This is a genomic window from Burkholderia sp. BCC0397, assembly GCF_902832865.1.
In the GTDB taxonomy this organism is placed as follows: domain Bacteria; phylum Pseudomonadota; class Gammaproteobacteria; order Burkholderiales; family Burkholderiaceae; genus Burkholderia.
Genome location: NZ_CADFDL010000001.1, coordinates 572277 through 593252 on the forward strand (window position 1 = coordinate 572277; position 20976 = coordinate 593252).

Annotated in this window: 16 protein-coding genes, 1 tRNA gene and 2 pseudogenes; 12 read left to right on the plus strand and 7 right to left on the minus strand. The window is 66.3% G+C overall.

Going from position 1 to position 20976, the window contains the following annotated elements:
- Positions 1–393: 393 nt before the first annotated feature.
- Both HWX03_RS02670 and HWX03_RS37300 read right to left on the minus strand, forming a co-directional pair.
- Complete coding sequence (locus HWX03_RS02670; RefSeq protein WP_175870130.1) at positions 394–1512, minus strand: acyltransferase; 1119 nt, start codon at positions 1510–1512, stop codon at positions 394–396.
- A 116-nt stretch (positions 1513–1628) separates the two neighbouring features.
- Positions 1629–1808 (minus strand): annotated as a pseudogene (locus HWX03_RS37300) (acyltransferase); the annotation flags it as partial.
- Here HWX03_RS37300 and HWX03_RS02675 point away from each other — a divergent pair.
- On the plus strand, positions 1780–2229 hold the full coding sequence (locus HWX03_RS02675; protein ID WP_011548077.1) for an HU family DNA-binding protein: 450 nt from the start codon (positions 1780–1782) through the stop codon (positions 2227–2229). The pseudogene HWX03_RS37300 and the gene HWX03_RS02675 sit on opposite strands and share 29 nt — an antisense overlap.
- 285 nt (positions 2230–2514) lie before the next feature.
- Complete coding sequence (locus HWX03_RS02680; RefSeq protein ID WP_244132564.1) at positions 2515–3357, plus strand: AadA family aminoglycoside 3''-O-nucleotidyltransferase; 843 nt, start codon at positions 2515–2517, stop codon at positions 3355–3357.
- 96 nt (positions 3358–3453) lie between these two features.
- On the opposite strand, the gene HWX03_RS02685 is transcribed toward HWX03_RS02680, so the two are convergent.
- The 3 genes from HWX03_RS02685 to HWX03_RS02695 form a co-directional block, all read right to left on the minus strand.
- Positions 3454–3927, minus strand: a complete 474-nt coding sequence (locus HWX03_RS02685; RefSeq protein ID WP_124481285.1) for a VOC family protein — start codon at positions 3925–3927, stop codon at positions 3454–3456.
- Between the two features lie 403 nt (positions 3928–4330).
- Positions 4331–5491, minus strand: a complete 1161-nt coding sequence (locus HWX03_RS02690) for a porin (protein ID WP_175870132.1) — start codon at positions 5489–5491, stop codon at positions 4331–4333.
- A 418-nt stretch (positions 5492–5909) separates the two neighbouring features.
- Complete coding sequence (locus tag HWX03_RS02695) at positions 5910–6866, minus strand: YihY/virulence factor BrkB family protein (protein WP_175870133.1); 957 nt, start codon at positions 6864–6866, stop codon at positions 5910–5912.
- Positions 6867–7009: 143 nt separating this feature from the next.
- Here HWX03_RS02695 and fdnG point away from each other — a divergent pair, with 143 nt between their 5' ends.
- The 7 genes from fdnG to HWX03_RS02730 all read left to right on the plus strand — a co-directional run bounded on the left by fdnG (position 7010) and on the right by HWX03_RS02730 (position 16234).
- Positions 7010–10081 carry a formate dehydrogenase-N subunit alpha gene (gene fdnG, locus HWX03_RS02700; RefSeq protein WP_175870134.1) on the plus strand — a complete coding sequence of 1024 codons (3072 nt, stop codon included), beginning with the start codon at positions 7010–7012 and terminating at the stop codon, positions 10079–10081.
- A 10-nt stretch (positions 10082–10091) separates the two neighbouring features.
- On the plus strand, positions 10092–11006 hold the full coding sequence (gene fdxH / locus HWX03_RS02705) for a formate dehydrogenase subunit beta (protein ID WP_174434158.1): 915 nt from the start codon (positions 10092–10094) through the stop codon (positions 11004–11006).
- The gene (locus tag HWX03_RS02710) at positions 11003–11629 is read left to right on the plus strand and encodes a formate dehydrogenase subunit gamma (RefSeq protein ID WP_027805740.1); all 627 of its coding nucleotides are present in this window, start codon (positions 11003–11005) and stop codon (positions 11627–11629) included. Before fdxH ends, HWX03_RS02710 begins: the two co-directional genes overlap by 4 nt.
- A gap of 107 nt (positions 11630–11736) precedes the next feature.
- Positions 11737–12672, plus strand: coding sequence for a formate dehydrogenase accessory protein FdhE (fdhE, locus tag HWX03_RS02715; RefSeq protein WP_175870135.1), 936 nt, complete (start codon positions 11737–11739; stop codon positions 12670–12672).
- A 73-nt stretch (positions 12673–12745) separates the two neighbouring features.
- Positions 12746–14185: an L-seryl-tRNA(Sec) selenium transferase gene (selA, locus tag HWX03_RS02720; protein WP_175870136.1), complete on the plus strand. Its 1440-nt coding sequence runs from the start codon at positions 12746–12748 to the stop codon at positions 14183–14185.
- The gene (selB, locus tag HWX03_RS02725; protein ID WP_175870137.1) at positions 14182–16107 is read left to right on the plus strand and encodes a selenocysteine-specific translation elongation factor; all 1926 of its coding nucleotides are present in this window, start codon (positions 14182–14184) and stop codon (positions 16105–16107) included. Before selA ends, selB begins: the two co-directional genes overlap by 4 nt.
- 31 nt (positions 16108–16138) lie before the next feature.
- A tRNA-Sec gene (locus tag HWX03_RS02730) sits at positions 16139–16234 on the plus strand.
- Between the two features lie 23 nt (positions 16235–16257).
- On the opposite strand, the pseudogene HWX03_RS02735 reads toward HWX03_RS02730, so the two are convergent.
- Together HWX03_RS02735 and HWX03_RS02740 are read right to left on the minus strand one after the other, a co-directional pair.
- Positions 16258–16539, minus strand: a pseudogene (locus tag HWX03_RS02735) (hypothetical protein); the annotation flags it as partial.
- Positions 16540–16622: 83 nt separating this feature from the next.
- Positions 16623–18014 (minus strand): PLP-dependent aminotransferase family protein, encoded by a 1392-nt coding sequence (locus HWX03_RS02740; protein ID WP_175870508.1) that lies wholly within the window; start codon positions 18012–18014, stop codon positions 16623–16625.
- 372 nt (positions 18015–18386) lie between these two features.
- On the opposite strand from HWX03_RS02740, the gene HWX03_RS02745 reads away from it, so the two are divergent.
- Genes HWX03_RS02745 through HWX03_RS02755 form a run of 3 tightly spaced genes read left to right on the plus strand, consistent with a single transcriptional unit; the run spans position 18387 to position 20974 of the window.
- Positions 18387–18869, plus strand: coding sequence for an MSMEG_0572/Sll0783 family nitrogen starvation response protein (locus HWX03_RS02745; RefSeq protein WP_059708432.1), 483 nt, complete (start codon positions 18387–18389; stop codon positions 18867–18869).
- Positions 18870–18888: 19 nt separating this feature from the next.
- Complete coding sequence (locus HWX03_RS02750; RefSeq protein ID WP_175870510.1) at positions 18889–19911, plus strand: Nit6803 family nitrilase; 1023 nt, start codon at positions 18889–18891, stop codon at positions 19909–19911.
- Complete coding sequence (locus HWX03_RS02755; protein ID WP_175870511.1) at positions 19904–20974, plus strand: MSMEG_0568 family radical SAM protein; 1071 nt, start codon at positions 19904–19906, stop codon at positions 20972–20974. Before HWX03_RS02750 ends, HWX03_RS02755 begins: the two co-directional genes overlap by 8 nt.
- The last annotated feature ends 2 nt before the right edge of the window (positions 20975–20976 follow it).

The following is a 20976-nucleotide window of genomic DNA, read 5'->3' on the forward strand; positions in this document are numbered from 1 at the left end:
GGGGTGATCGGTCGTGCCGCATCCGGGCGGGTTCGAACGGATGCGTGCGCAGTGATTCCGGCGTGACGCGGGGCCGTGGTTCGATTACCGGCGTGCGGCGTGCGGCGTGCGGCGTGCGATACCCGGGCGGCCGTGGCGATCAAACCGGTGCCGACGTGCCGGTCGCGTGCGGCCTGATCGACGATTGCGCGACGCGATAGCCGTCGATGCTCGACCGGCGTCGATTCGCAATGGACGTCGCCGACGCACCCCGATGCCTTGCGCGGACTTCCATCCGCCGACGCAGCATGTGTTGCGGATAGAGAAGGGGCTGGCGCCGCACCGTTTCGGTGCCCGGCGTCGCCGGTGCGCCGCGCATTGGCCGGCTGCGTCGCATCCGTGCCGGTGTCTCGCTCAGCGCGGCGACGCGCTCGGCTGTGCGGCGAAGTACCGGGCCAGCATCGCGGCGATCGGCTTCTTGAAGTCGAGCAGCCGCTTTTCGAGATAGCGCCAGGACAGGTGCGCGAGCAGCACGGCGAGCGCGAATTGCAGCATTTCCGGCAGCGCGTCGCGGACGATGTCCGGCATCGGCACGTGCGCGAACGACGCGGGCAGCGCGCCGAAGCGCGCCGGAATCAGGTTGTGGAACAGGTAGAAGCCGTAGCTGATCGTGCCGAGATAGGCGAGCGGCGCCCAGTCGAGCAGCGCGACGACGGGATGCTCGGGCTCGTTGACGATCCACAGCATCAGCGCGCCGAGCGACACGGACAGGCCGAGATCCGCGAGCCCCGCGACCGCATCGGGCAACGCCGTGCAGGCGGGCAGCACGAGGAAGAAGGCGACGCCGGCCGCGCCGAGCCAGCCGGGCGGCACGCGGCGCGCGGCGGCCGCGCCGCGATCGGCGAGCGCCATCGCGCCGACGCCGCCGAGCGCGATCAACGCGAAATTCCACGGGGAAAACGCGTAGATCAGCACCGGCGACGCGTCCGACAGGTAGAGCGCGAGATGCGCGACCGCGCACAGCACGACGGCCGCGACGCCGAGCGCGACGTGTCGCGCGGCGGGCACCGCGAGCAGCGCGAGCGGCGCGATCAGATAGAACTGCTGTTCAACGGCGAGGCTCCAGAAGTGCGACGTGGAGCCCGGCCAGCCGTCCTTGACGACGCCGATCCAGTAATTCGACAGGAACGCCGCGTGCCATGCGAGCCCGAGGTTGACGCCGCGCTGGTAGAACAGCGCGTGCGCGATCGCGAGCGCCGCGAGCAGCAGGTAATACACGGGAAAGATCCGCAGTGCGCGCTTCGCGAGGAACAGCGCCAGCGCGTGGCGGCGCGTCAGGGTGCCGCGCTCGACCGCCTGGCGGTTGCGATGCAGCTCGCCGACGATCAGGAATCCGCTGATGAGGAAAAACGTCCACACGCCAAGCTTGCCGACGTCGACGGCAAGGACATGGCCCTTGTGGGACAGGAAAACGAGGATGACGGCGAGGGCTCGCAGGCCGTCGAGTCCTTTGACGTATCTGACTTCGCGCATGGAGGCATCCGGGCATTGAGCGAGCCCAGTATAGGTGCGCAAATATCGAACGTAATTCGCGTTCGGGCTCGTTTGAGCCCATACGTGAAGGCGTTTTTTGATGCTCGAGCGTCGATGAAGTCGGTCGCGCGCAACAAAACCTGCGGGAAACCCCGTGAAAACGCATAAAAGTACTGCACGAAGCGTCAAGGCGCTTGTAGAATCCGGCGTTGAAGCGCGCGCGTTGCACGCTTCGTGTATCCAACGACCACACCTGGTAGGAGAAACATGGCGACTTCCGCAAAAAAGGTGGCCAAGAAGGCTGCCGCACCGGCCACCAAGAAAGTGGCTGCCAAAAAGGCTGCGCCCGCGAAGAAAGTAGTAGCCAAGAAGGCTGTCGCGAAGGCAGCACCGGCTGCTCCGACGCCGCTGAAGGACAAGTTCACGAAGGCATCGCTCGCAACGCACATCGCTGAGCGCGCAGCTGTCGAAGTGAAGGCGGTCAAGGCAGTGCTCGTCGCACTCGAGAACGTCGTGCTGGGCTCGGTTCACAAGAAGGGCGCAGGCGAGTTCACGCTGCCGGGTCTGCTGAAGATCACGGCACAAGTCGTGCCGGCGAAGAAGAAGCGCTTCGGCAAGGATCCGTTCACGGGCGAAGAGCGTTGGTTCCCGGCGAAGCCGGCCAGCGTGCGCGTGAAGGCACGTGCGCTGAAGAAGCTGAAGGACGCGGCAGCGTAATGCCGTGCAACGACTGCCGAATGCATGTCGGCAGCCGTTGCGATGTCCCGAGATCCCCGTACGCGAAAGCGTGCGGGGATTTTTATTGCGCCGCGCAAAGCGCGCGGCAGCGAAGACGCCGATGGGTTCGCGATGTCCGGTGCGCTCGATGCCCGCGAGCGACGTATCGCGCACGGGTAACGCCGAATGACAATCGTCGTTCGTGCCGGCCGTTTTCCGTCGCCGCGAGTCGCACGTGCCGCGCCTGTTGTGCCTGTTGCGTGCAGATCGCGACACCTGCCCATCGTGACTGAATTCATCTCGGAAGAGATCACGGTCCAGGTCGCCGCCGCACGCGCTACGATCGAGCGGCAGCTCGGCGCGACGCTGGAAGCCATCCATCTGTTCGGATCGGCGCTCGACGGCGGCCTCAAACCGCGCAGCGACCTCGACTTGCTGGTGACGGTGACGACACGGTCCGACGAAACGGTGCGGCACGCGTTGATGTGCGACCTGCTCGGTGCGTCGGCGCCGCCCGGTTGCAGCGGCGGCATGCGTGCGCTGGAGGTCACCGTCATCGCGCACGGCGACGTGGTGCCGTGGCGTCATCCGGCGCGACGCGAGCTGCAGTTCGGCGAATGGCTGCGCAGCGATCTGGAAGCCGGCATCGTCGAGCCGCCACGGGTCGATCATGATCTGGCCATCCTGCTGACGAAGGCGCGACAGCACAGTGTCGCGCTGGTCGGGCCGACCGCGGACGTGCTGTTCGAGCCGGTGCCCGCGCGCGACTTCGCCGCCGCGCTGCTCGCGACCGTTGCACAGTGGGAGGCCGAACCGGACTGGCGCGGCGACGAGTGCAACATCGTGCTCGCGCTCGCACGCATCTGGTACAGCGCCGCGACCGGCAGGATCGCGCCGAAGGACGTCGCCGCGACGTGGGTGCTGGAGCGCTTGCCGGACGCACACCGGCCGGTTGTAGCGGCTGCGCGTGCTGCCTATCTCGATGGCGAAGCGGGCGCGGCGATCCTGTCGGGCGAACCGCTGGCCGAATTCATCGGCTACGCGCGGCGCACGGTCGAGTCGATGCTGTCGGCGTCGCAACGGGCGCCGACGAAGCACGCTACCGGCTTACCGGCCGGCCAGGGATAGCGAACGCTTGCGAGCCGGCCCATGCGCAAACCGTCGAGCCGGGTGCATGCAGGCGACCCGGCGCGGCGTCACGCAAGCGCAGCCCGACGCTTATCGTCAGCCCGCCGTGCCCGCAAAAGCGGCCTTCAGCGCGGCGTCGTCGAACTTGGTCATCTGCATCATCGCGGCGGCCACGCGTCCCGCCTTGACCGCGTCGCGGTCGGCCATCATCGGGATGAGTGCTTCCGGCACGATCTGCCACGACACGCCATAACGGTCCCTCAACCAGCCGCAACCGTCGGCGGTGCCGCCGTTGTCGAGCAGGGCGCTCCAGTAGCGGTCGAGTTCCGCCTGGTCCGCGCAGCTGACGAGCAGCGAGATCGCGTGGTTGAACGCCTCCGTGCGCGGGTGGCTCATCGCAAGGAAGGGCTGCCCGAACAGCTCGAATTCGACCATCCGCGTGCCGTCGGTGCCGGGCACCGCCGTGACGCGCACGATGCGCGAATCCGGAAAGATGCCGGCATAGAAGGCCGCTGCTTCTTCGGCTTCCGTCGAATACCAGAGAAAAGGCGTGATCTTCTGAATCGTCATGACGAGTCTCCTGTCTGTATGGGTCCGGGGCAAACCATGTGCCGCCATCGATACGACGGACGACGCCTGCCGGAATCGACACGCGGCGCAAACAAATTCCGCGTCGACCCGCATCGATTGAGCCGGGCGGCACCGGCTGTGCGGATGGTAGTCGTCCTACGGAGAAACGGCGACCTCTCCGGGCATCGGAAACGGTGTTGCGGGGGCATTGCAGCCGCCAGGCGCCGCTGCCGGCTCACCAGCCTATGTCGGGTCCCGGCTTTGGGGCGGAGGCCCTGCAGGCGATGTCGGCCCGGCCTGCCGGAGACGGACGAAAAAAAGCCAGCCGCGGTCGAAACCGGGGCTGGCTTTCCAGGTCGGCGGCGGGGCGTCGGAGACGCCATGCACGCCGGATACTTCGTTTTTAGAACTTGTGACGCAGGCCGAGCGCGACGATTTCCTGCGAGCTCTTGCCGGCGATGCCGTACGAACCGACCGACGCTTGCGCATCGCTGCCGTCGGCGTTCTTGCCGCTTGCGTGCTGGTATGCGCCAACCAGGTAGATATCCGTACGCTTCGACAGCGAGTAGTCCGCGCCGAGCGAAACCTGGTGGTACTTGGCGTTGTTGTCGCCGCTACCCTTCGTGTAGATGTAGCCGACGCCCAGCAGCAGCGGTGCCGATGCCTGGTACGTGACGAATCCGCGACCCGTGTTGTACTTCTGGTTCGTACCGAACGTCGAGGCGCCGTCCGACTTGTACTGAGCGTTGCTGTAGCCGGCACCGACCGTCACCGGGCCGAATGCGTATTGGGCGGCCACTTGCGCGATGCCGATCGACGTCGACGACGTGAACGCGTTGTTGATGAAGGTCGTGCCCGTGTCGCCGTCGAAGATTGCGTCGGACGTACCGGTCCAGCCGGTGCGCTTGCCGGCCGTGAGCGCCGATGCGTTGTTCGCGTGGAAGTAACCTGCGGCCACGCCGAGCGGGCCATTGTTGTAGGCTGCGGCTGCGGCCCACGTCTGACCCTTGCCGGTCGAGCCGGCGACGCCGCCGAGTGCGTACAACGCTTCGACCTGCAGGCCTGCCCAGACCGGCGACGTGTACTTGATCGCGTTGCTGACGCGCAGGCTGTTGTCGTTGTTGTCGACGTCGCCCGGCGTGGCGAACACGCTGCCGAAGTAGTTGTCAGCCGTGACTGCCTGAACCAGGTCGACGAGCGGGTCGTACTGGCGACCCAGCGTCAGCGTACCGTATTGATCGCTTTGCAGGCCGACGAAAGCCTGGCGACCGAACATGCGGCCACCCTGGCCCAGCGTGCCCGATGCCGAGTTGAAGCCGTTTTCCAACTGGAAGATCGCCTTCAGGCCGCCACCGAGGTCTTCGGAACCCTTCAGGCCGAAGCGGCTGCCTTGCAGGTTGCCGCTACCCATCGACCACGAATTGTTACCTTGACCGGCGTTACCGTGAACGTACGTGATCGACGTGTCGATCACGCCGTAGAGCGTCACGCTCGACTGAGCCTGAGCAGCACCAGCGGCGCCCAGCAGGGCGAGCGAGAGGGTCGAGAGAGCAAGTTTCTTCATCGTTGAGTTTCTCCACGCAAGTGATTCATCGTTATTTGTTGCGGATTGGAGAATAGCTCAGTGCCATACACGCAAGAAAGCTTAAAAAATAAAGTGTCTCGAAAAGGTAACAGCGGGAAAAAGTCTATATATATCAAGCACATCAGAAACTGTTCCTGTTTTTGAAATAGTTGACAATTGCTGCGCCGCGATTGTTTCAATAGTTGACACGCATGTCGGTAGATCTCCTGTTTCGGCCCGTTGCAGCAGGGAAACGAGGGTGTGCAAACGTTTGCGGTTGCAGGTGCTTGCGCGCCGACGTGTCAAGCAAGCGCCGACGCCGCGCGAAGGCGCGGCGGACAGCGGGGTTGCAAAGGTGCGGGGGGTGTGCCGGGCGCGCGCGAGATCGATGCGCGGCCGTTTTCAGCGGGCGGGTCAATCAGTCGTCGCGCGGGCGATTCTCGGCTTGACCGGCTTGATCGGCTTGATGAGCGGCTTGAGCGGACGTGGTCGGCGCCGAATGCTCGGCCGTCCGATGCGCGTTGCCGCGGGCCGCCGCGAATTCCGCGCCGAGCAGCAGCACGAGCGCGGAGAAGTACAGCCACATCAGCAGGACCGCGAACGATCCGGCCGCGCCGAACGCACTCGCGGTGCCCGCACGCGCGAGATACAGCGCGAACAGCTTCTTGCCGCCGGAGAACAGGATCGCCGACACGATGCCGCCGATCGCAGCGTCGCGCCACGCGACGCGTGCATCGGGCAGGAATTTCATCAACGATGCGAATGCGGCCGCGAGCACCGCGATGCCGACGAAGAACTGCACGAGGTTCGTGACGACCACGTACGGCGAATCGCCGAGCAGCCAGGTGCCGATGAAGGTGATCGCGGTGTCGAGCACGAGCGACACGATCAGCAGGAACGCGACGCCCAGCACGAGCCCGAACGAGATCAGCCGCACCCGCACCAGCCCGAGCATGCTCGACCAGCGGCTTTCGGTGGCCGGCCAGATCACGCTGAGCGCCGCGCTGAGCGACGCGAACGTGGCCGACGCGCCGATCGCGAGCGCGGCGAACGAGATCAGCGTGGCGAGGCCGCCGCGCTCGCCCGCGCGGTGCGCGTTCTGCACGATCGTCTGGATGCTGGCCGCCGCGTCGTCGCCGATCAGCTGGTGCGCCTGTTCGAACACCTGGCCGCGCGCGGCGTCGTCGCCGTAGAACCAGCCGGCCACCGCGATCACCATCACGAGGGTCGGCGCGAGCGAGAACGCGGAGAAAAACGCGATGCCCGCGGCCATCGCGGAGCAGCGGTCGGACGAGAAGCGCTTGAATGCGGTGAGGGCCCAGTTGGCCTGCTGCTGGGCGAGACGGGTGGCTTCGGAAGTGATCTGTCGTTTCATGACGGTTCGGTTGCGCGCGGAACGCGGATCATCGCAGAGTTGATCACACAAATCGGTATTGATCCGAGGATTCGATCATAGTTGCCTGAACTGTCTATAATTCCTTTCAGTTGCACCCACCCCACAATAACGCCGAGACCGCCATGCTACAAATGTCCCGGCGCCAGTTCCTGAAGGTGACGGCCACGTCGCTTGCCGGATCGAGTCTTGCCCTGATGGGCTTTTCTCCGTCCGAAGCGCTGGCCGAGGTCCGACAGTACAAACTGGCGCGCACCGTCGAAACGCGCAACACCTGTCCTTACTGTTCAGTAGGTTGCGGCATCCTGATGTACAGCCTCGGCGACGGCGCGAAGAATGCGCAGCCGAGCATCATCCACATCGAGGGCGATCCCGACCACCCCGTCAATCGCGGCACGCTGTGCCCGAAGGGCGCGAGCCTGATCGACTTCATCCACAGCCCGAACCGCCTGACGCATCCCGAGTATCGTGCGCCCGGCTCGGACAAGTGGGAACCCATCTCGTGGAACGACGCGCTCGACCGCATCGCGAAGCTGATGAAGGCCGACCGCGACGCGAATTTCGTCGAGACGGCCGAAGACGGCGCGAAGGTCAACCGCTGGCTCACGACCGGCATGCTGGCCGCGTCGGCGGGCAGCAACGAGGTCGGCTACCTGACGCACAAGACCATCCGCAGTCTCGGGATGCTCGCATTCGACAATCAGGCGCGTGTCTGACATGGCCCGACGGTGGCAGGTCTTGCCCCGACGTTTGGCCGTGGAGCGATGACGAACCATTGGGTCGACATCAAGAACGCGGACGTGATTCTCGTGATGGGCGGCAATGCAGCCGAGGCCCATCCGTGCGGTTTCAAGTGGGTGACGGAGGCGAAGGCGCACCGCAAGGCGCGGCTGATCGTCGTCGACCCGCGCTTCACGCGTACGGCCTCGGTGGCCGATTACTACGCGCCGATCCGCACCGGCACCGATATCGTCTTCCTGGGCGGCATCATCAATTATCTGCTGACGAACGACAAGATCCAGCATGAGTACGTGAAGAACTACACGGACTTCTCGTTCATCGTGCGCGAGGATTTCGCGTTCAACGACGGCATCTATTCCGGCTACGACGCCGAGAAGCACGCGTACCCGGACAAATCGAGCTGGGACTACGAGCGCGGCGACGACGGGTTCGTGAAGGTCGATCCGACGCTGCAGCATCCGCGCTGCGTGTACAACCTGCTGAAGCAGCACTACGCGCGCTATACGGCAGATATGGTCCAGCAGGTCTGCGGCACGCCGAAGGACAAATTCCTGAAGGTGTGCGAGATGCTCGCGACCACGGCCGTGCCCGGCCGCGCCGGCACGATCCTGTACGCGCTCGGCTGGACCCATCACTCGGTCGGCGCGCAGATGATCCGCACCGGCGCGATGGTGCAGCTGCTGCTCGGCAACATCGGCATCGCCGGCGGCGGGATGAACGCGCTGCGCGGTCACTCGAACATCCAGGGGCTGACCGACCTCGGGCTGATGTCGAACCTGCTGCCGGGCTACATGACGCTGCCGATGCAGGCCGAGCAGGACTTCGACGCGTACATCAAGAAGCGCGTGCAGCTGCCGTTGCGGCCGAACCAGCTGAGCTACTGGAAGAACTACAAGGCGTTCCACGTCAGCTTCATGAAGTCGTGGTGGGGCGATGCGGCCACCGCCGAGAACAACTGGGCCTACGACTACCTGCCGAAGCTGGACAAGCAGTACGACCTGCTGCAGGCGATCGAGCTGATGAATGCCGGCAAGATGAACGGCTACATCTGCCAGGGCTTCAATCCGCTCGCGGCGGCGCCGTCGAAGGTGAAGACGGCGGCCGGCCTCGCGAAGCTGAAGTGGCTCGTGATCATGGATCCGCTCGCGACCGAGACGTCCGAGTTCTGGAAGCATCACGGCGACTACAACGACGTCGATGCATCGAAGATCCAGACCGAGGTGTTCCGTCTGCCGACCACCTGCTTCGCGGAGGAAAACGGCTCGCTCGTGAGTTCGAGCCGCGTGCTGCAGTGGCACTGGAAGGGCGCCGAGCCGCCGGGCGAAGCGAAGAGCGACCTCGAGATCATGTCGGGGCTGTTCCTGCGCATGCGCAAGCTGTACCAGAAGGACGGCGGCAAGTATCCGGACCCGATCGTGAACCTGACCTGGCCGTACGCGAACCCGGAAAGCCCGACGCCCGAAGAACTGGCGATGGAGTTCAACGGGAAAGCGCTCGCCGATCTGCCCGATCCGAAGGATCCGGCGAAGACGCTCGCGAAGAAGGGCGAGCAGCTCGCCGCGTTCGCGCAACTGAAGGACGACGGCACGACCGCGAGCGGCTGCTGGATCTTCTGCGGCGCGTGGACGCAGGCCGGCAACCAGATGGGACGGCGCGACAACTCCGACCCGACCGGCATCGGCCAGACGCTGAACTGGGCGTGGGCGTGGCCGGCGAACCGGCGGATCCTGTACAACCGCGCATCGTGCGACGTCGCCGGCAAGCCGTTCGACCCGACCCGCAAGCTGATCGGCTGGAACGGCAGCGCGTGGAAGGGCGTCGACGTGCCGGACTTCAAGGCGGACGAACCGCCCGAAAACGGGATGGGGCCGTTCATCATGAACCCGGAAGGCGTCGCGCGCTTCTTCGCCCGCGCGGGGATGAACGAAGGTCCGTTCCCCGAGCACTACGAGCCGTTCGAGACGCCGCTCGGCGCGAACCCGCTGCACCCGAACAACCCGCAGGCGCTGAACAACCCGGCCGCCCGCGTGTTCCCGGACGACCGCGCGTCGTTCGGCAAGGTGGCGGAATTCCCGCACGTGGCGACGACGTACCGGCTGACCGAGCATTTCCACTACTGGACCAAGCATGCGCGGCTGAACGCGATCATCCAGCCCGAGCAATTCGTCGAGATCGGCGAAGACCTCGCGAAGGAAGTCGGCGTCGCGCATGGCGAGCGCGTGAAGGTGTCGTCCAAGCGCGGCTACATCGTCGCGGTCGCCCTCGTCACGAAGCGGATCAAGCCGCTGACGGTCGACGGCAAGAAGGTCCAGACGGTCGGCATCCCGTTGCACTGGGGCTTCAAAGGTCTGACGAAGCCCGGCTATCTCGCCAATACCCTGACTCCGTCCGTGGGCGACGGCAACTCCTATACACCGGAATTCAAGTCGTTCCTGGTGAAGGTCGAAAAGGCGTAAGGGGAAAGAGATGGCATTGCAATCGCTGGATATCAAGCGCGTCTCGGCCACCACGACGCCACCGCCCACGGTGCGCGAACCGGTGACCGGGAGCGTCGCGAAGCTGATCGACGTATCGAAGTGCATCGGCTGCAAGGCATGCCAGACGGCATGCATGGAGTGGAACGACCTGCGCGACGAAGTCGGCACCAACGTCGGCGTGTACGACAACCCGGCCGATCTGTCGGAGCACTCGTGGACGGTCATGCGGTTCTCCGAATACGAGAACCCGGCGGGCGACCTCGAGTGGCTGATCCGCAAGGACGGCTGCATGCACTGCGAGGATCCGGGCTGCCTGAAGGCGTGTCCGTCGCCCGGCGCGATCGTGCAGTACAACAACGGGATCGTCGATTTCCACGAGGAGAACTGCATCGGTTGCGGCTATTGCGTGACCGGTTGCCCGTTCAACGTGCCGCGGATTTCGAAGAAGGATCATCGCGCGTACAAGTGCACGCTCTGTTCCGACCGCGTCGCGGTCGGCCAGGAACCGGCCTGCGTGAAGACCTGCCCGACCGGCGCGATCGTGTTCGGCACCAAGGAGGACATGAAGCAGCACGCGGCCGAGCGGATCGAGGACCTGAAGGAGCGCGGCTTCGAGCATGCGGGGCTGTACGACCCGCAGGGCGTCGGCGGCACGCACGTGATGTACGTGCTGCATCACGCGGACAAGCCGTCGCTGTACCACGGGCTGCCCGACAATCCGTCGATCAGCCCGATGGTGAAGCTGTGGAAGGGCATCGCGAAACCGCTCGCGGTCGCGGGCCTCGCGCTGACCGCGCTGGCCGGGTTCTTCCACTACGTCCGCGTCGGTCCGAACGAGGTGAGCGACGAAGAGGAATCGGCCGCGCGCGACGAAGCGCGACGCATCAAGGAGGACGCGAAATGAACCACGACGACCCCAACCTGATCGTCCGCTACACGCCGAACGAGCGCACGAACCACTGGATCACCGCGATCACGTTCGTGCTGCTCGCGCTGTCCGGGCTCGCGCTGTTTCATCCGTCGATGTTCTGGCTCACCGCGCTGTTCGGCGGCGGCCAGTGGACGCGGATCCTGCATCCGTTCGTCGGCCTCGTGATGTTCGTGTCGTTCGCGATTCTCGTGGTGCGCTTCTGGCACCACAATGCGCTCGATGCGGACGACCGGCAGTGGCTGAAGCAGATCGGCGACGTGCTGACCAACCAGGAAGACAAGCTGCCGCCGGTCGGGCGCTATAACGCCGGGCAGAAGCTGCTATTCTTCACGCTGGTGGCGTGTCTGCTGCTGCTCCTGCTGTCGGGAATCGTGATCTGGCGGCGCTACTTCTCGTTCTACTTCCCGATCGGGGTGATCCGCGCGGCCGCTGTCGTGCATGCCGTGGCGGCCTTCGTGCTGATCGCGAGCATCATCGTGCACATTTACGCGGCGTTGTGGGTGAAGGGTTCGATCGGCGCGATGGTGCGCGGCACCGTCACGCTGGGCTGGGCCCGCAAGCATCACCCGAAGTGGTTCCGTGAAAGCGTGAAGTAACGCAGCGGAGCGGGGCGGTACGCCGATTGCGGCGGGCTGCCCCGTCAGCCGTCGGAACCGCCCGAAGCGCCGACTTGTCGGCGCTTGTTTTTTTGGAAGATATTTTCGTGACACAACGCATTCTGGAGCCGACCGAGATCTCGGCACTCGATCATTCGGCCATTCCGCGCTTTCGGCTGCCGGAGCGCGCGACCGCGTTCGCGGCGCGTGCCGCACGGCTGCGCAAGCTTGCCGACCTGAACCCGATCAGCGGCTACCTGCGGCTGATGGCCACCGTCGCCGACGCGCAACACGCGACGCTGCAGACGCTGGAGCTGCCGCTGCCGTCGAAGGAAGCGATCGCACGCGCGCAGGAACATTCGATGCCGCTCGTGCCGGCGCTCGACGGCGAGCGCGATGCGCGCTGGCGCGCCGTGCTGTATGAACTGCTCGATCGCGTCGAAAGCGCCGGGCTCGTCAATCCGCAGCTCGCGAAGCTGCTCGACCGGCTGCGCCTCATGGCGCCCGCCGAGCTCGACGCGCAGGCCGATGCGATCCTCGCGCTGCGCTTCGCCGAGGTCGACCCGGCCACCGCGCCGTTCCTGATGGCCGCGCTGCAGGTCGCGTGGACGGACCTCGCGAGCCGCGTGACGCCGGCCGATGTCCCGTATCTCGACCAGCCGGGGCTGTGCCCGGTGTGCGGCACGCATCCGGTCGCGAGCGTCGTGCGGGTCGGCGGCCCGTACCAGGGCTACCGTTTCCTGCAGTGCGGGCTGTGCACGACCGAGTGGCACATGGTGCGCACCAAGTGCTCGCACTGCGATTCGACGAAGGGCATCGCGTATCACGGGATCGAAGGCGGCAGCGAAGCCGTCAAGGCCGAATCGTGCGACGAATGCAAGACCTATCGCAAGATCGGCTATCAGGAGAAGGACTACGAGTTCGAGCCGCTGGCGGACGATCTCGCGAGCCTCACGCTCGATCTGCTGATGAACGAGGCCGGCTACCAGCGTAGCTCGCCGAACCCGCTGCTGTGGCCGGACGTGTCGCGGGAAGCGGATTGACGGCACGGGGCCGGGGCGGTGCGCGAGCGCGGCCCCGGCCGACTGCGAAGCATGAGACTGGAGCCACAACGACGTGACCGAACCGGGTGTGAATGAATTGAATGCGGTGCTGGCGCGCGTGCCGTCGGTCGAGCGCGTGCTGTCGTCGGCGCCGTTGCAGCCGCTCGTCGCGGACTATGGCCGCACGCGCGTGCTCAATGCCGTGCGCGCCGAACTGGAACGCTGGCGCACGGCCGCGCAGCACGATCCCGCGGCGGCCGAGCCGCTCGACGAGCCGCGCATCGCCGCTGCCGTCGCGCACACGTTGGCCGCGCAGAGCGCGGGCGCGGTGCGGGCCGTGTTCAACCTGACCGGCACCGTGCTGCACACGAACCTCGGGCGCGCGCTGCTGCCCGACGACGCGGTGCGTGCCGTGGTCGACGCGCTCACGCGGCCCGTCAACCTCGAATTCGATCTCGCCACCGGCCGCCGCGGCGATCGCGACGACCTGATCGATGCTCTGCTGTGCGAACTGACGGGCGCGGAAGCCGCGACCGTCGTCAACAACAATGCGGCGGCCGTGCTGCTGACGCTGTCGGCGCTTGCGACGAAGCGGGAAGTGATCGTGTCGCGCGGCGAGCTGGTCGAGATCGGCGGGGCGTTCCGCATTCCCGACATCATGAGCCGTGCCGGCGCGAAGCTGCGCGAGGTCGGCACGACCAACCGCACGCATCTGCGCGACTACGCGGACGCGATCGGCCCGCGCACGGCGCTGCTGATGAAGGTGCACTGCAGCAACTACGCGATCAGCGGCTTCACGAAGGAGGCGACGCTCGCCGAACTCGCGCCGCTCGCGCGCGAGTGCGGCGTGCCGGTCGCCGTCGATCTCGGCAGCGGCACGCTGGCCGATCTGTCGCAATGGGGCCTGCCGCATGAGACGACCGTGCAGGAAACCGTCGCCGCCGGCGCAAACGTTGTCACGTTCAGCGGCGACAAGCTGCTCGGCGGCCCGCAGGCCGGCCTGATCGTCGGCGACCGCGCGCTCATCGCGAAGATCAAGAAGCATCCGCTCAAGCGTGCGCTGCGCGTCGGCAAGCTGACGCTCGCGGCGCTCGAACCCGTGCTGCGCCTGTACCAGTCGCCCGAATTCCTGCGCGAACGCCTCACGACGCTGCGCTTGCTGACGCGCCCGCAGCGCGAGATCGCCGAAGCGGCCGAACGTGTGCGTCCTGCGGTGCAGGCTGCGTTCGGCAGCGGTTTCGACGTGACGGTCGAGCCGATGTTCAGCCAGATCGGCAGCGGCGCGCTGCCGGTCGACCAGTTGCCGAGCGCCGGGCTCGTCGTGCGCGCGTCGGACGGCAAGCGCAGCGGCCGCGCGCTCGCGCAGCTCGAGAAACGGCTGCGCGAATGGCCGCGCCCGGTGATCGGCCGCATCGCAGACAACGCGCTGCGGCTCGACCTGCGCTGCCTCGAAGCGGCCGACGAAGCGGCGTTCGTCGCGCAATGCGTGCCGCTCGCGGGGCCGGCCGCATGATCGTCGGGACCGCGGGGCACATCGACCACGGCAAGACCACGCTCGTGCGCGCGCTGACGGGCGTCGACACCGATCGCCTGAAGGAAGAGAAGGCGCGCGGCATCTCGATCGAGCTCGGCTACGCGTATACGCCGCTCGACAACGGCGACGTGCTCGGCCTGATCGACGTGCCGGGTCACGAGAAACTGATTCATACGATGGCGGCCGGTGCGTGCGGCATCGATTTCGCGCTACTCGTGATTGCCGCCGACGACGGCGTGATGCCGCAAACGCGCGAGCACCTCGCGATCCTGCAACTGCTCGGCGTCACGCATGGCGCCGTCGCGCTGACGAAATGCGATCGCGTCGATGCCGCGCGCGTTGCCGAGGTGCGCGACGAGATCGCCGCGTGGCTGCACGACTCGACGCTGGCCGGCGTGCCGATCTTCGAAACGCGTGCGACGGTGTCCGACGATCCGGGCGTCGCCGCGTTGAAGCAGCACCTGGCCGACGCGGCGATCGCGTGGCGCACGCGTCGCGACGACGGGCTGTTCCGGCTCGCGGTCGATCGCGTATTTACGCTCGCCGGGCAGGGCACCGTCGTGACGGGTACCGCGTTCGCGGGCCGCGTCGCGACCGGCGACACGCTCGCGATCGTGCGCACGGGCGGCACGGCACGCGTTCGTAGCATCCATGCGCAGAACCGGCCGGTCGAGGCCGGCCGCGCGGGCGAGCGTTGCGCGCTGAACCTGGCCGGCGTCGACAAGACCGACGTCGAGCGCGGCGACACCGTCGCCGATGCGCGGCTCGTCGCGACGTCGCCGCGTCTGGACGTCGAGCTGACGCTGCTCGTGGACGCCGGGCTGACGCTGACGCACTGGGCGCCGCTGCACGTGCATCTCGGCACGCTGCATCGTGTGGCCCATGTTGCGCTGCTCGACGGCGACACGCTCGCGGCCGGCCAGCGGATGCGCGTGCAACTGGTGTTCGACGAGCCGGTGTTCGCGCTGCCGGGCGACCGCTTCATCGTCCGTAATCCGCAGGCGACGCGTACCGTCGGCGGCGGCCGGGTGCTCGATCCGTTCGGGCCGGCCCGCAAGCGCCGAACGCCTGCGCGCCGCGCGTGGCTCGATGCGCTCGCGGCGTGGCTCGACGAAGGGCGCATCGATGCGCTGCTCGCGCAGGCGCCGCTCGGCATTGCGCGCGCGACGCTCACGCATCTGACGGGATACGCACCCAATGCGCTGGCGTTGCCTGGCGATGCGCTGGCAATCGGGCAACGCGATGCCGCGGCGAACGAAGGCGCGGTGATTTCGCATGCGCACTGGCGTGCGTTGCAGACGCGGGCGATCGAGACGCTGCGCGCGTACCACGAGCGCATGCCCGACGAGCAGGGGCTCGACGCCGCACGCCTGCGGCGGATGGCTGCGCCGCTCGTCGGCGATGCGCTGTGGCGCGCGCTCGTCGAGGCGCTGGTGGCGGGCGGCGAAGTCGCGCGCAGCGGGCCGTGGCTGCATCTGCCGTCGCATTCGGTGAGCCTCGAGCCGCGCGAGGAAGCGCTGGCGCAGCAACTGCTGCCGCTGATCCACGCGGGGCGCTTCGATCCGCCGTGGGTGCGCGACCTGGCCCGCGACACGGGCGCGGCCGAGGACGCGGTGCGCACGCTGCTGCGCAAGCTCGCGCGGCGCGGCGACGTGCACCAGGTCGTGCGCGACCTGTTCTATCACGCGGACGTCGCACGCGAACTGGCGGAACTGGTCGCGCATCTCGCGCCGTCGCGCGGCGGCGGGCTCGATGCGGCGACGTTCCGCGACGCGACGGGGCTCGGTCGCAAGCGCGCGATCCAGATTCTCGAGTTCTTCGATCGGGTTGGGTATACTCGCTTCCACCGCGATCTTCACTACCTGCGGCCTGACAGCGGTTGGGTGGGTATTCAGGCGTAGGCGCTCGTTGTTCTTCGGTTTCTTCTCCCACGGAAGGCATTCGTATCCGGTGGTACGGCTGGACTTCAAATCCAGTTGGGGGTGTCAGACACTCCCGGGTAGGTTCGACTCCTGCTGCCTTCCGCCACACAAGGGTTTCCGGGCATTCCGCTAACGGATCGCGGACATGTTTGAATCATGGCCCTCAAGACAGGCTTGCCCTTCCTTGCGCAAAGATCCTGTCAGGTGACGCAATTCGTCCAGCAGTTTGACGGCGGGCGCGGGTAGCGTGCGTCGCCGGCGCCGGAACGCCGTCAAAGTGCGTTGCGCATCCAGGCCTTCAATATCCAGGGCGTCGATGACGCCGGCTTTGCTTTCAGTGTCGTACGTCGATTCAGCCATCCACGAGACAAAGCCGCATCGCGCTACGAGGCTTTTGAGCACGGTCGCTGCGGCCCGCTCCCGTGCTGGCGCTCATTTCGGCTCTCTACAGATCGGCAACTCGATTTCGAATGTTTTCGACGCGGTATCGGCCGCTACATCGCCGCTCCATACAGATGATGTGCGTCGGTCAGTGCATCCGCGACGAGTTCCAGGCCGTCCCGGCATTGCTCCCGGTCCTGCGGCCCGCCGAGGCAGATGCGGATCGCCGCCGGCGGGTCGCCGTCCGTCGAAAATGCCGCGCTCGCCACGGCGGCGACGCTCCGACTCCGCAGATGCTGCGCCAGATCCGGTGCGGTCCACAGGCACTCGCGCGGAATCGGCAACCAGAGATGGAAACCGTCGGGGTGCGCATCGAAAGGCCATGCGCCGAGAACCCGGCCTGCAATCGCCTGCCGTGCATGCGCCTCCGATCGAATCGCGGTCAGCATCTCGCTCGCCGTGCCGTCGTTGATCCATTGAGTGGCCAGCAGCATCGTGAACGGGCTCGGCATCACGGTCGTGGCGCGCAATGCGCCGGCGACACGCTGTGCTTCGCGCACCGTCGGCGCCAGCAGGTAGGCGATGCGCAACCCGGCGCCGAAGTTCTTCGACATGCCCGTCACGTAGTAGGTCAGTTCGGGCGCCAGCAACGCCAGCGGTGGCGGCGCGCTCTGCGGCAGCATCGCATAGGCGTCGTCCTCGATGATGGGCACGTTGTAGCGCAGCGCGATATCGGCCAGTGCTTCGCGGCGTCTGAACGGTATCGTGAGCGTGCTCGGGTTCTGCAGCGTGGGGTTGCAGTACAGCGCGGCAGGCCGTCCGCTTTTGCAGAGCGATTCGAATGCGTGCGGCAACGGACCGTCGTCGTCCCGTGGCAACGGCTGCAACTGCACGCCCAGTTGCGATGCAATTGCCTTGATGCCGGGGTAAGCGAGCGAATCGAGGCAGATCGCGTCGCCGCGGCGCGCAAGCGTGGAGACGAGCGCGACGAGGGCGCTGTGGATGCCCGGGCAAACGAGCACGGTATCGCCACTGCATCCGGGCAGGCGATTGGCCAGCCACGCGCGGCCGGCGGCGCGATCAGCCGGTGTGCCGCCGAAATCCTGGTATCGCATGAGCTGGTAAGGATCGGCGCCATTGAACAATGCCGCTGCCGATTGTTGCAGCCGCCTGGCCATCTCGGGCGGCTCGGGCGGCATGTTCATCGACATCTCGATGCTGCTCCCGCCCGACAGCGGAATCGTTCGCGTCGGGCCGCGCACGAACGTGCCGCTTCCTGCGCGCGTATCGAGCAAGCCGCGTCGGCGGGCTTCCGCATAAGCGCGGGCCACCGTCGTGTAGTTGAGGTTCAGCGCACCGGCGAGATCGCGCAGCCCGGGCAGGCGCTCGCGTGGTTTCAGACGGCCCGCGGCGAGATCTTCCTCGATGAGGTCGGGGATCAGCAGGTACGCCGGTTTCCTGCTTTCCAATAGTCGCTTCGACCAATGATGGATGGCGTAATCCATACCTGTTTCCATTTGACGGTTCATCAAAACGTTAGCATCACGCATTAATAGAAAAATATAGATATCGCCGTTTTGCAGCCGGATGATCGCATTGATCGCATCGTGTATCGGATTGATGCATCGATGCACGGTCGATGCGCACGAACCCCTGCCTGCTGCATCAGTCCGGTGCGCTGGACGGTCGTTTCCCGTCCGAGCCCGATCCGGTCACGCAAGGATCGGACCGACGGAATCGGCATTGATCGATTGAATGATTGGAGAGTGATTGCATCGGGTCGAGGCCTGGTTGGCATATGCGTTGCGTTGATGAGTTCGCCCGGATTCGAGAGCGTTCGGGAACATCACTCAACTCATTCTCAAACGGAGCGTGCCATGCCCGCAGTCAATCAGCCTCTGCACAAGAAAGGAGATTTCCTCGTCGATTACGAGGAAAAAGTGTTCGAAGACGTCAAGGCGGAACCGGGCGAGAAGGCGCTCGTGACGTTCCACACGGTTGCGTTCGAGGGATCGATCGGCTTCGTGAACCTGCTGCAGGCGACGCGCCTGCAACGCAAGGGGTTCGACACGTCGGTGCTGCTCTACGGCCCCGGCGTGACGCTCGGCCTGCAGCGCGGGTTTCCGACGCTCGGCGACGAGGCGTTTCCCGGTCACCTGAACTTCAACAAGCAACTCGTCAAGTTCATGGAAGAGGGCGGGAAGGTCTACGCGTGCCGCTTTGCGCTGCAGGCGCTGTACGGGCACGGCGAGGCGTCGCTGATCGAGGGCATCCGACCGATCAATCCGCTCGACGTGCTGGATATCCAGCTGCTTCACCGCAAGGAGAACGCGCTGGTCATCCATACCTGGACCGTTTGATCGAATGACGGGTGCCATCATGTCCGACAAACGCATCGTCCGGGCGGCAGCCGTCCAGATCGCTCCCGATCTGGAACGGGCCGGCGGGACGCTCGACAAAGTCTGCGCGGCGATCGACGAGGCCGCCGGCAAGGGCGTCCAGCTGATCGTCTTTCCCGAAACATTCGTACCGTACTACCCGTACTTCTCGTTCGTGCGGGCGCCGGTCGCGTCCGGCACCGATCACATGCGGCTCTACGAGCAGGCCGTCGTGGTGCCCGGCCCGGTGACGCATGCGGTCGCCGAGCGCGCACGTCTGCACGGCATGGTGGTCGTGCTTGGCGTGAACGAGCGCGACCACGGCAGCCTGTACAACACGCAGCTGATCTTCGACGTGGACGGACGCCTCGCGATGAAGCGCCGCAAGATCACGCCGACGTTTCACGAGCGGATGATCTGGGGACAGGGCGACGCGGCCGGGCTCAAGGTTGCGCAGACCGGTGTCGGACGGGTCGGTGCGCTCGCCTGCTGGGAGCACTACAACCCGCTCGCCCGTTATGCGCTGATGACGCAGCACGAGGAAATTCATTGCAGCCAGTTCCCCGGCTCGCTGGTGGGCCCGATCTTCGCGGAACAGATCGAAGTCACGATCCGCCACCACGCGCTGGAATCGGGCTGCTTTGTCGTCAACGCGACCGGCTGGCTGACGGATGCCCAGATCGAGTCGATCACGGACGATCCGAATCTGCAGAAGGCCCTGCGCGGCGGATGCAATACCGCGATCGTGTCCCCGGAGGGCCAGCATCTGGTCGAGCCGTTGCGCTCGGGCGAAGGGATGGTGATCGCCGATCTGGACATGTCGCTGATCACCAAGCGCAAGCGAATGATGGATTCGGTCGGCCACTATGCCCGTCCGGAACTGCTGAGCCTTGCCATCAACGATCGGCCGGCGACGACGGTGACCCCGATGGGGATCAGCGGGTCGGCCGCCCGCGACTTCGAGGGAAACTGCCATGAGCGCGAACGCGAAACCGTCGGTGCAGAGCCGGCAATTGATGACTGAACTGCAGTCGGTCGGGCTGCGCCTCGCGGACCCGCGGGTTGGCGCCGCGAGCCGGCGCGGCGGCGCGGGGCCGTCCGATCACAAGGCCGTGACGGTCGACGGCGTGACCATCATGGTCCCGGTGCACACGAGCACCGCGTGGGAGTCGCCGTTCGTCGCGGCGGAGCCCGACGCGGCGGGCGTCAGCCTGCTCTCGCGCGGCACCATCCCGATCGCGAGCATCAGCTTTCCGTCGAACCCGCGCTTCTACGCATTGCAGACACTGGAGGGCGTACCGTATTCGCACATCGCGACGCTGCATGGTGCCGACGTGCTGGCGACCACGGTGTTGCAGACCTGCATTCGCTACGAGAGCCGGCGCAAGACCTGCCAGTTCTGCTCGATCGGCCAGTCGCTGGCAGCCGGCCGGACGATCGCCCGCAAGACGCCTGAACAACTCGCGGAGGTGGCGCGTGCGGCGGTCCTGCTCGACGGCGTCAAGCACATGGTCTTGACGACCGGCACGCCGCCGACGCCGGATCGCGGCGCCCGCGTGCTGTGCGAAAGCGCGTTCGCGATCAAGGCGGCCGTCGATCTCCCGATCCAGGCGCAATGCGAGCCGCCCGACGACGACGGCTGGTTCGACCGGATGAAGGCAAGCGGGATCGATACGCTGGGCATGCATCTGGAGGCCGTGACGCCGGCCGTGCGCGAACGGATCATGCCGGGCAAGGCGAGCGTGCCGTTGTCCCGGTATATGGCGGCATTTCGCGCGGCCGTCGCGGTGTTCGGCCGCGGACAGGTCAGCACGTACATCCTCGCCGGGCTGGGGGACAGCGAGGCTGCGATTCTGGACATGTCGCGCGAGCTGATCGGCCTGGGCGTGTATCCGTTCGTCGTGCCGTTCGTTCCGATCAGCGGCACGCCGCTGGAGAGCCATCCTGCACCGTCGCCGGACTTCATGCGGGCGGTGCTCGCGCCGCTCGGCGCCATGCTGCGCGACGCCGGCATGCGTTCCGCCGACATCAAGGCCGGGTGCGGAAAGTGCGGCGCCTGCTCGTCGCTGTCGACCTACGAGGCGTGACC

Excerpts from the sequence above, each read along its gene's own strand:
- HWX03_RS02670 (WP_175870130.1), bottom strand. The coding sequence starts at position 1,512 with ATGCGCGAAGTCAGATACGTCAAAGGACTCGACGGCCTGCGAGCCCTC.
- HWX03_RS02675 (WP_011548077.1), top strand. The coding sequence starts at position 1,780 with ATGGCGACTTCCGCAAAAAAGGTGGCCAAGAAGGCTGCCGCACCGGCC.
- HWX03_RS02685 (WP_124481285.1), bottom strand. The coding sequence starts at position 3,927 with ATGACGATTCAGAAGATCACGCCTTTTCTCTGGTATTCGACGGAAGCC.
- HWX03_RS02690 (WP_175870132.1), bottom strand. The coding sequence starts at position 5,491 with ATGAAGAAACTTGCTCTCTCGACCCTCTCGCTCGCCCTGCTGGGCGCC.
- HWX03_RS02695 (WP_175870133.1), bottom strand. The coding sequence starts at position 6,866 with ATGAAACGACAGATCACTTCCGAAGCCACCCGTCTCGCCCAGCAGCAG.
- fdxH (WP_174434158.1), top strand. The coding sequence starts at position 10,092 with ATGGCATTGCAATCGCTGGATATCAAGCGCGTCTCGGCCACCACGACG.
- HWX03_RS02710 (WP_027805740.1), top strand. The coding sequence starts at position 11,003 with ATGAACCACGACGACCCCAACCTGATCGTCCGCTACACGCCGAACGAG.
- selB (WP_175870137.1), top strand. The coding sequence starts at position 14,182 with ATGATCGTCGGGACCGCGGGGCACATCGACCACGGCAAGACCACGCTC.
- HWX03_RS02740 (WP_175870508.1), bottom strand. The coding sequence starts at position 18,014 with ATGGATTACGCCATCCATCATTGGTCGAAGCGACTATTGGAAAGCAGG.
- HWX03_RS02745 (WP_059708432.1), top strand. The coding sequence starts at position 18,387 with ATGCCCGCAGTCAATCAGCCTCTGCACAAGAAAGGAGATTTCCTCGTC.
- HWX03_RS02750 (WP_175870510.1), top strand. The coding sequence starts at position 18,889 with ATGTCCGACAAACGCATCGTCCGGGCGGCAGCCGTCCAGATCGCTCCC.
- HWX03_RS02755 (WP_175870511.1), top strand. The coding sequence starts at position 19,904 with ATGACTGAACTGCAGTCGGTCGGGCTGCGCCTCGCGGACCCGCGGGTT.